We start from the raw sequence: 9,137 nt of genomic DNA, 5'->3' as shown, positions 1-9,137 counted from the left end.
AAAACCGAACAATGCTGAAGCTTGAATCCGCCGCCGCGTTCGTGGCCGTCGCGGAATCCGGTTCGATCACCGAAGCGGCCAGGCGCCTGAGCCTGTCCAAGTCCGTCATCAGCGAGCGGCTGTCGGAGCTTGAGCGCAGCCTCGGCGCAAGGTTGCTGGACCGCACCACCCGCAAGCTCTCCATCACCGCGGCGGGGCGAGGTTTTTACGAGCGCGCCAAGCGGATCATGCAGGAGGTGACCGATGCCAGCGCCGAAATCGCCGAACATCGCGGCGAACTTGCTGGACCGCTCAGAATATCGGCGCCGACAAGTTTCGGCATCCTCCATCTCGGCCCGGCGCTGTATGGCTTCCTGGCCAGGCATCCGAGGATCGAACTGACGCTTGATGTCGACGACCGTTTCGTCAACGTGGCGGCCGATGGCTACGATGCCGTTGTGCGTCACGGACCGGTCGTCGATGACGGACCTGTCATCGTCAGGAAGCTGGCTTCCAGTCGTCGCTTCCTCGTGGCCTCACCGGACTATATCGAGCGCTTCGGATTGCCCGCGACCACCGACGACCTGAAACGCCATAAGGGCATCATCTATTCCATCCGGGGTGCCGCCGACTGGCGGTTCAAGATTTCGCGGCGGCTGGTGACGATCCGTCCGGAAACCGCGCTGCGCGTCAACAATGGGATTTTGATGCGCGACGCCGCGCTGGCCGGTCTCGGCCTGGCGCTGCTCCCTGCCTACTTCATCCGGACCGAGATCGCCGACAAGCGATTGACGGTCGTCGATGTCGGTGCCGAGCCCGAAGGAGCCACCCTCTATATCGCCTGTCCCGAGGATAGGCGCGGATCCGCCAAACTGCGCGCGCTCACCGCATGGCTGCGCGAGGCCTTTGGCGATCCGCCCTATTGGGAAGCGTGAGCCGGCGCTTACTTCGCATCGTGAAAAATGATGCCGACCGTGTGGCGCATGCCTGAGCGCAGGCGGCTGACGCCGTGGCGCAGATTGACGCGGTAATTGCCCTTGGTTCCCTGTGCCGGCCGGTTGTGGACGGCGAAGGCCACCGCATCGCCTTGGCGCAGCGGCACCACTTCGACCCTGCTCTGCATGCGCGGGCGCTGCTCGGTCAGGGCGAACTCGCCGCCGGTGAAATCCGTGCCCGGTTCGGAGAGCAGGACCGCCACCTGCAGCGGGAAGGCGAGGTCGCCATAGAGGTCCTGGTGCAGGCAGTTGAAGTCGCCGGGCACATATTGCAGCAACAGCGGCGTCGGCCTGACCTGGCCGGCGCCATGGCACTGGTCGAGGAATTCGGCATGCGTGCCGGGGTAGCGCATGGCGATCCCCATACGCTCGTTCCACCGGTTGGCGACCTCGGCCAGCCGGGGATAAAGCGCGCTGCGCAGGCCGCCGATGAGGTCGGGCAAGGGATAGCGGAAATAGCGGTATTCGCCCTTGCCGAAACCATGCCTGGCCATGTGGATATGACTGCGGAAATGTTTTTCCTGGGGGTAGAGGCCGGCGATCTGCCGGCACTCTTCGGGTGACAGCAGCTTTTCCATCACCGCGCAGCCGAAGCCGTCGAGGTCGGCGGCCAGCGCCGGCCAGTCAAATGCGACGACGCGTGTCTCGGCGGCTTCCGCCGCCGATGCGGCAACCCTGGCATCGGCGTTCATATCGCCGCCTCCTTGTCCAGCAAGGCGCGCTTGCGCTCGATGCCCCAGCGGTAGCCCGACAGCGTGCCGTCGGCGCGGACAACGCGGTGGCAGGGAATGCCGAGCGCGATGGCGTTGGCAGCACAGGCGGTTGCTATGGCGCGGGCGCCGTTCGGTTGGCCAAGCCGCCGGGCAAGCGCGGTGTAGGTGATGGTGGCGCCGCACGGGATGGTGCGTAGTGCGTCCCACACACGCTGCTGGAACGGCGTGCCGTGGCGCATGTCGAGCGGCAGGTCGAGGCCGGCGCCGGGCGTTTCGATGAAGCGCGCGATTGCCGCGAGATCGCCGCGCAGCCCGTGTTTGTCTTCGACCAGCATCTTGCCGGGGAAACGGTTGGCGAGGTCCTGCTTCAGGGTGTCGGCGTCGGAGCCGATCAGGATGGCGCAGACGCCGATATCGCTGCGTGCCGCCAGGATGTTGCCGATTGGGGATTGGCCGATGGCATAGGTGATGGTGTCGAGGGCGGCGAGAGCATTGGAGGCTGTCGTCGGGCGGTTGATTTGCATGAGGGTCATTGGCTTCACTCCTTGTGTGCCTGAACCCTAGCTGCGTGCCGGGCGTGTCTCACTCCGATGCTTGCTTTCAAATTCAAATCGCCGCTTCCGAGGATGAAGGACGCCCCAAGGTGAGCGCTCTACGGCGCCCCCCTCTGTCCTGCCGGACATCTCCCCCACTTGGGGGGAGATTGCTGTCATCACGGCCTTCGCTAATTTTCAAGCGTTGCAAGAAAGAGCGGGGCGCCAAAGCTGCCAATCTCCGGGGAGATGTCCGGCAGGACAGAGGGGGGCGCCGTAGAGCGCTGACTTCAAGCAACACGCGTGACGGACACCTCGCCCAGCACGAACACTTCGCCAGACGACAGCCGCAGCTCAACCTCGCCACTCGCAGTGCGTCTCCATTCGGCCTTGCCATCATCGACAAGCTCGCCAATGGCGGCCAAGACCTGTGACTTCGCGTCGATGGCAGCGTCGTTGGCGATCTGGCTGTTCGCACCGGCGGTGGAAGACCTTGCCATCGTGCGCATCGCCGGTCCTCGTCAGGTCCGCGAAGACCGGTGGGCTGTGTCGGATCCCGCCTCGCGGTCGAGCAGCGCGCGCTTGCGCTCGGCGCCCCAGGCGTAGCCGGACAGGGCGCCATCCTTTCGGATCACGCGGTGGCAAGGGATGGCGACCGCAAGATTGTTGGCCGCGCAGGCGGCGGCGATGGCGCGGGTTGCCTTCGGCGCGCCGATGCGTTCAGCGATCCCGGCATAGGAAACCGTGCTGCCGACCGGGATATCCTGCAAGGCCTGCCAGACGCGCTGCTGGAAGGCGGTGCCGCGCACGTCGAGCGGCAGGTCGAGACCGAGCCGTGGGGCCTCGACGAAGCCGACGACGCGGGCGACCAGCGCTTCGTAATCGCGGTCGCCACCGATCAGCCGTGCCTTGGGGAAACGGTCCTGCAGGTCGCGCACCAGAGCGTCCGGATCGTCGCCGAGCAGGATCGAGGCGACGCCCTTTTGGCTCGACGCGACCAGTATGGCGCCGAGCGAGGATTCGCCGACGGCGAAGCGGATGTCCTCATTGGCGCCGCCGGCGCGGTAGCGCGTCGGCGTCATGCCGAGCATGCCGGTCGACTTCTCGTAGAAACGTCCGCTCGAATTGAAGCCGGCATCGTAGATCGCCGTTGTCACGCTGGCGCCGTCTTCGAGACCCTGACGGACCCGGGCGGCGCGGTGCGCGGCGGCATAGTCCTTCGGCGTCAGCCCGGTGATCGCCTTGAAGATGCGATGGAAATAGCCGGCGCTGCGGCCGGCGGCATCCGCCAGCTCGGCGAGCGAGGGTTCCTCCTCGCTCTGCTCGATCCTGCGGCACGCGTCGGCGACCATCGCGGCATTGCCGGCGTCCAGCGAGGGGCCATCCGGGTTGCAGCGCCGGCAGGCGCGAAAGCCGGTCGCCTTCGCCTGAGCTAGCGTATCGTGCAGTTGCACATTCCCGGGGTTGGCACGCCGCGACGGGCAGGAGGGCCGGCAATAGACGCCGGTCGTCGCCACCGAATACCAGAACGCGCCGTCGGCTGATTTGTCGCGCGCGACGATGCGCGCCCAGCGCGGATCATCGGTGACCGGCAGCGGCGTGGATTTGAGGTCTTTGGCGAGAGTGATGAACATGGCCGCATTGAAGCCGAGCGAAGCCGGCCTCGCCACCCGTTTCCTGCCAAGGGCCCTCGGCTCTCCTACGCCGCGCGTTTGGGCTCCACCGCGAACGGGCTGAGGCCGAGCCAGGTCTGCATCTGCTTGCCGATCGCGTGGTCGCCGGTCAGCGCGACCTTCGCGCCGGCCTTCTCGACCGTCAGCAATCCCATCCAGATCGCCGTCATCGTGTGCAGGTCCGTCGAGACGTAGAGGTCGACATCGAAGCCCGGATCGTACCAGCACAGGTCGACCTCGCCATGCTTCTCGACGATCAGCCACCACGACCGTTTGGACGCCGGGAGATCCTGATACAGGAATTGTATCACTGTGCGTCCCTCGGGTAGCGGCGAGGGGTTCAAATTGCGCCGCATGTCCCACATCAGCAACGACGGATCGAGGTTCTTGAGCGAGAGCCGGGACTCGACCCATTTCTGCCCCCAGAAACCCATCGCCTCGACGACGGGGCGCAAATCGCGGCCGGCCTCGGTCAGCCGGTAGTCGAAGATCCCCTTCTCGCCCTGGATCTCCTTGCGTTCGACGATCCCCGCCAGCTCGAGCTCCTTCAACCGTTGCGACAGAAGGGTTGGCGACATCTTTGGCACGCCGCGGCGCAAATCGTTGAAGCGGGTCGAGCCCGCCACCAATTCGCGCATCAGCACCATCGTCCAGCGGGTGCACAGCACCTCGGCGGCCATCGATAGCGGGCAGAACTGCTTGTATCCGTGCTGGGTCATGATTGGTGTTCCTCCCTCGAAGCTGGGATGAACATTAGCCCTTCATGATTGAAGCGACGAGTACAGAAACTGTACCGGCCCAGTACAGATCGCGGACTGGTTGGCGAGAGCCCTGCCATGCGAGCCCTCTGGCCGGTGCACGGGATACCCCTGTGCGCCGCAACCAGGAGACTACCCATGACTGCTTACGTAATCGCGGACATCAAGATGAACGACCCGAAATGGGTGCCGGCCTACGCCGCCTCGGTGCACGACATCGTCCACAAGCATGGCGGCAAATATCTGTCGCGCAGCGGCAATGTGAAGACGCTTGAAGGCAAGCCGCTCGACACCACGCTGATCGCCTTGATGGCGTTCCCGTCGGAAGCGGCGGCGCGCGCCTTCACCAACGATCCGGCCTACGCGCCCTTCGTTTCGGCGCGCCAGGGTGGCAGTGACAGCCGCTTCCAGCTGATCGACGACACCGATCTGGCGGGAACGATCCCGTATCTGCCGAAGGGATGATCCTTCTACGATACATCGATTTCGGGATCGCCAAGCAACAACAGTCACGGCGCTTGCCCGCCGGGCCTCCGTATTTTCGATTTTCGGCGGCCGGCCAGCCGTGCTTTTTCAAGAAGAATGGAATGGATATGACATCAAATCTTCGCAACAGGCTCATCATGGCGGGGGCCATGCTCGCCGTCTGCACCAGCGTTGCATGGGCGCATCAGGAAGCGGCTGAGGCCGCATCCGGCCCCAACCCGCTGGCCGACAAGGTACGGGCCGCGAACAGCCGGTTCCTTGACGTCAAGGCGGCGACGGCCGAGGGCTATGCGCCCATTCCCTGCGCCAGCGGCATCACGGGTGGCGCGATGGGCATCCACTACGTCAACGGCCAGTATCTGAAGGACGACAAGATCGATATCGCCCGGCCTGAAGCCGTGATGTACGAGCCGACGGCCGACGGCCGGCTTAAGCTGGTGGCGGTCGAGTACATCACCTCGAAGGGCCCGGCGTCGCTCGACGGGCAGCTGTTCAACTTCAACAGCGCGCCCAACCGCTATGGCCTGGGTGAATTCTACGAACTGCATGTCTGGGCTTGGAAGGGCAACCCGACCGGCACCTTCGCCGACATGAACCCGAAAGTGTCGTGCGAACACGCGACGGCGCCGAGCCAGTAAGCTCAGTAAGCAATGAAGCCAGGCGGCGCCTTATGCCGCCTGGCACTCTCCCGAAAGGTCGTGGAGGCATTGGTTTGCCCCGGCCCCGGCCTCAGCCAGGTCGGGTCAATGCGATGCCAGTTCGGGCAGCGGCAGTCCGATCCCGCCTGTGTCGCGGTTCTCTTGCGGCAGAACGAAACGGCCGGTCAGATACCAGAGCACGGACACGACAAGGATCGAAAGGTAGCCGTCAACGGCATAGTGCCAGCCGGTGTAGACCGAGCCGAACAGGATGAGTGCTGCAAAGGACCAGCCGGCGAGCGCCCAGCGGCGCCCGAAACCGCTCAGGAAGAACGCGTTGAGCGTTACGAAGGCGACATGCATGCTTGGCATGGCGGAGATGCCGCCGCCGAATTCAGGGCGGCCGCTTGCGTAGACTGTGAGCAGATAGCTGGCATAGGAATGGACCGGGGTGGCATAGCCGTTTTGCGCGAGCGCGGTCTGCAATGCGGCAAACCGGTCGCCGCCATAGAACTGGTCATAAAATATCGGGCCGGTGGACGACAGCGCCATGGCCAGAACGGTGCCGCACAGCATCGTGGTCAGCGCGAACGCCCAGAGATAACGCAACCGTCCGGTCGGGTTGTTCCAGAAGGCGACGAACAGCAACGTGCCGAACCACTGCACGTGCCAGCCATATCCGTAGCCGATGAAAATGACGGCCGAGACCGGTTCGGGAACGACGCTGTGCGTCCATATCCAGGGGGCGGCGCCATGCAGCCCGAGGTCCAGTTCTGCCAGCAAGCGGTCGGCATAAAAGGGAACGATCTCCGGGATGGCGATCTTGAAGGCGGTGAAGGCGGTGATGCCGAGATAGAACAGGACGATCACCGGCGTGGCGGCCAGCCAGCGCTGCCTCAACATATCGAGCATGAACCTTGTCGGGCTATGCCGGGCAAAGGTCAGTGCCAACAGGCCGAGGCCGGCGGCAAGAAGCGCGGGTAGGAAGAAGACGAACGGCTGGGCGTAGGTTTGCGCCAGATGCACAAAGCGGTCCGGCTGCAGGCAAAGCGCGGCCAGCGCGTAGGCCAGGCACAGAGCGGTCAGCAGCCAGCCGCTTCTGGTCGCGGCGATGTCCAGGTCAAAAATGGCAAAGGAGCGGCGATCGCCGTCCCGCTGCCCGGTACGCATACTCATCGAAGGACATCCCGCCAGCTGCCCGAAGGATTATTCACGGTATTTTCGCCGATGAAGTATTACTATTCAGTTTCACTTTATAAAAGAGAAAATCTCTAAATATTAGACGCCTATAATTATTCCTTTTCCGTCAAGGATTCGTTGACGAAGATGTCGTCCTCCAATGCGTAAGTATTGACGATGCCATTGCCGTCTCACAATCGAAGAGGCCATCGCCTGGGTGGCGATGGCTCCCTGTAAATCAGGAGGTCTCGTAAATCAGGCGGTCTTGATCAGGCCGAGCTGGGTCAGCGCCGCGACGCCGTCGTCGAGGCCGATCTCCTCGACGATCCGGCCGTCGATCACCTTCAGCACGGTGGTGCCGGTGAAGCGCATGGTGCGGCCGGTGGCGGCGGGTAGCGAGCCGGCGAGGAAATCGCCGAAGGCCGGGCCGGTATGCGTGCCGCCGCCCTCCCATTGGCCGACGACATAGTCGCCCTCGGCGATGAGATCGGCGGTGGCCCAGAAGTTGAGATCCGGGAAGGCGGCGCGGAAATCGGTCATGAAGGCCTTGATGTCGTCGCGGCCCCGGCGCGGCTCGTGCAAGGAATATCTGAGCAACATGTCGGGTGCCGCGATATCGTCGACGACAGACAGATCGCAGGTTTCACCCCAGAAGTCGGTGAACCATCTGACGACGACGGCCTTGTTGTCTTCCTGTTTGGTCATTGGGAGGGTCCTCTTTGCTGTTTGCTAGTGATCATCGGCGCTGCCGATGGATCAGGGATCACCGGACTGGCCGATGACCTGAGGCAAGCAGTAGGACGAACCGGCGCGCGCAAAACTCCGGTTCTTGCCGGCCAATCGAAAGGCGGGAAGGGCGCCGGTGCCCGGGTCGAATTCCGATAAACAGACCGGGCGGATTGTTTTTGTCCCTGTTCGGGTCTATCTCGTGGAGGGCAGAGGCCATGTCGATCACCGCCGCAAATGCCGCAGGAAGCCACCCATGGACAATGTCTCCCGTTCCGAACGTTCCCGAAACGCCATCATCCAGGCGGCGCTCGCCATCATCGCGCGCGATGGGCCGGGCCGGTTGACGCTGGACGCCATCGCTCGCGAGGGCGGCCTCTCGAAGGGGGGCGTGATGCACCAGTTCCGCACCAAGGAAGCGGTGCTGAAGACGCTGCTGGAGAACCAAGTCGAGTTCTTCGAGAATTTTTCCAGGGACTATCTGGCCGCGGCCGGCGCTGACGGCAACGAGCCGCAACTCGCGGCGCAGATCGCGGTGCAGCGCAAGGCCGTCTCCGAACCGCATTCGGTGGCCTTCGGCCTGCTCGGCGCGCTGGCGGAAAACCCGGCACTGCTTTCCGGCCTGCGGGAGACGGACGCCGGGAAGGTCGAGGCCATTCGAGCCGAGGCGGCGGATCCCGATCTGGCGACGCTTCGCCTGTTCGCGGCCAAAGGCCTCGCTTTGTCGACAATGATGGGCATCTGCTCGCTGTCGGAAGCGGATCTGGAGCGCCTGTTCGACCGCCTCATCGACAACGCCCGGTGGCCTGCCGCCGCAAAGGAGCCTTCCGCTTCCAGTCGGGCAGCAGATAAAAAAACCGACTAGACGGTTTGCAAATTCGTTTTTGGCTGCTATACGAACACCCAACGCAAGGGCGAGGGGTGCAGAGATGGTTCGGCCGGGGACGAAGAGCGGTGCTGGATGGCCCGCGAACAGCGGGCAACTGGCCAGGCTGAAGGCTTTCGGCGGACCGTTTCCAACGCACGGACCTGTCACGGCCCTGCCGATATCCGTCGATCGTGAGATCCAACGCCGGCTTGGGGATCCTCGACCGCTGACCGCCGGGCGGCCCCTGGCATTCCGTTTTTCGCCGTTGGTGGCCACCGGCCTTGCTTTATGCCTCGTCGACCTGATGACGGCCCTCTTGGCGATGCGATTGTTCGACCGGCTGCGCGCCGCGGCATCCGCCGCAGGGCCGGCGACGCTGCCGGACTACCGGCCACAGACACTGCTGCTGGTACTGGCGGCGATGCTCGCCTTGCTACCGCTGCTACATCTTGCCTCGAAGGTCTTCGCCCATGCGGCGCGCAGTTCGCGCCGGCACGCGTGGTTCGGCACCGCCCGCGTGATGCTGTGTGTCCCGGCGAGCCTTTGCCCGGTCACCGTCATCACGCTTTTGCTCTCAACAGGACATTGA

General features: G+C 64.2%; 12 protein-coding genes. 5 read left to right on the top strand and 7 right to left on the bottom strand.

The window, feature by feature from the left end; genetic code table 11:
• The first annotated feature begins 11 nt into the window (after positions 1 to 11).
• The gene (locus AC1D05_RS21080) at positions 12 to 914 is read left to right on the top strand and encodes a LysR family transcriptional regulator (RefSeq protein WP_477443626.1); all 903 of its coding nucleotides are present in this window, start codon (positions 12 to 14) and stop codon (positions 912 to 914) included.
• A gap of 8 nt (positions 915 to 922) precedes the next feature.
• Here AC1D05_RS21080 and AC1D05_RS21075 read toward each other — a convergent pair whose 3' ends face one another.
• The 5 genes from AC1D05_RS21075 to AC1D05_RS21055 form a co-directional block, all read right to left on the bottom strand.
• Positions 923 to 1,666, bottom strand: coding sequence for a 2OG-Fe(II) oxygenase (locus AC1D05_RS21075; RefSeq protein ID WP_477443624.1), 744 nt, complete (start codon positions 1,664 to 1,666; stop codon positions 923 to 925).
• A complete protein-coding gene (locus AC1D05_RS21070; protein ID WP_477443623.1) occupies positions 1,663 to 2,220 on the bottom strand; it encodes a methylated-DNA--[protein]-cysteine S-methyltransferase in 558 nt (185 codons plus the stop codon). The genes AC1D05_RS21075 and AC1D05_RS21070 overlap by 4 nt, the downstream gene beginning before the upstream one ends.
• Before the next feature lie 290 nt (positions 2,221 to 2,510).
• The gene (locus tag AC1D05_RS21065) at positions 2,511 to 2,729 is read right to left on the bottom strand and encodes a hypothetical protein (protein ID WP_477443621.1); all 219 of its coding nucleotides are present in this window, start codon (positions 2,727 to 2,729) and stop codon (positions 2,511 to 2,513) included.
• Between the two features lie 12 nt (positions 2,730 to 2,741).
• Complete coding sequence (gene ada / locus AC1D05_RS21060; RefSeq protein WP_477443794.1) at positions 2,742 to 3,854, bottom strand: bifunctional DNA-binding transcriptional regulator/O6-methylguanine-DNA methyltransferase Ada; 1,113 nt, start codon at positions 3,852 to 3,854, stop codon at positions 2,742 to 2,744.
• Between the two features lie 65 nt (positions 3,855 to 3,919).
• Positions 3,920 to 4,612: a winged helix-turn-helix transcriptional regulator gene (locus AC1D05_RS21055; RefSeq protein WP_477443619.1), complete on the bottom strand. Its 693-nt coding sequence runs from the start codon at positions 4,610 to 4,612 to the stop codon at positions 3,920 to 3,922.
• A 177-nt stretch (positions 4,613 to 4,789) separates the two neighbouring features.
• On the opposite strand from AC1D05_RS21055, the gene AC1D05_RS21050 reads away from it, so the two are divergent.
• Positions 4,790 to 5,116, top strand: a complete 327-nt coding sequence (locus AC1D05_RS21050) for a DUF1330 domain-containing protein (protein WP_027046421.1) — start codon at positions 4,790 to 4,792, stop codon at positions 5,114 to 5,116.
• Between the two features lie 122 nt (positions 5,117 to 5,238).
• On the top strand, positions 5,239 to 5,775 hold the full coding sequence (locus AC1D05_RS21045; protein WP_477443617.1) for a hypothetical protein: 537 nt from the start codon (positions 5,239 to 5,241) through the stop codon (positions 5,773 to 5,775).
• A 105-nt stretch (positions 5,776 to 5,880) separates the two neighbouring features.
• Here AC1D05_RS21045 and AC1D05_RS21040 read toward each other — a convergent pair whose 3' ends face one another.
• Entirely contained in the window at positions 5,881 to 6,951 is a 1,071-nt protein-coding gene (locus AC1D05_RS21040) for a phosphatase PAP2 family protein (RefSeq protein WP_477443615.1), read from the bottom strand.
• Positions 6,952 to 7,209: 258 nt separating this feature from the next.
• On the bottom strand, positions 7,210 to 7,659 hold the full coding sequence (locus tag AC1D05_RS21035; RefSeq protein WP_477443613.1) for an ester cyclase: 450 nt from the start codon (positions 7,657 to 7,659) through the stop codon (positions 7,210 to 7,212).
• A gap of 277 nt (positions 7,660 to 7,936) precedes the next feature.
• Here AC1D05_RS21035 and AC1D05_RS21030 point away from each other — a divergent pair, with 277 nt between their 5' ends.
• Entirely contained in the window at positions 7,937 to 8,545 is a 609-nt protein-coding gene (locus AC1D05_RS21030) for a TetR/AcrR family transcriptional regulator (RefSeq protein ID WP_477443611.1), read from the top strand.
• A 307-nt stretch (positions 8,546 to 8,852) separates the two neighbouring features.
• Positions 8,853 to 9,137 carry a hypothetical protein gene (locus tag AC1D05_RS21025; RefSeq protein ID WP_477443609.1) on the top strand — a complete coding sequence of 95 codons (285 nt, stop codon included), beginning with the start codon at positions 8,853 to 8,855 and terminating at the stop codon, positions 9,135 to 9,137.

Source organism: Mesorhizobium sp. P2_E9 (assembly GCF_056403815.1).
The sequence above is the reverse complement of the archived record's forward strand: the minus strand, read 5'-3'. Positions and strand labels throughout refer to the sequence as shown.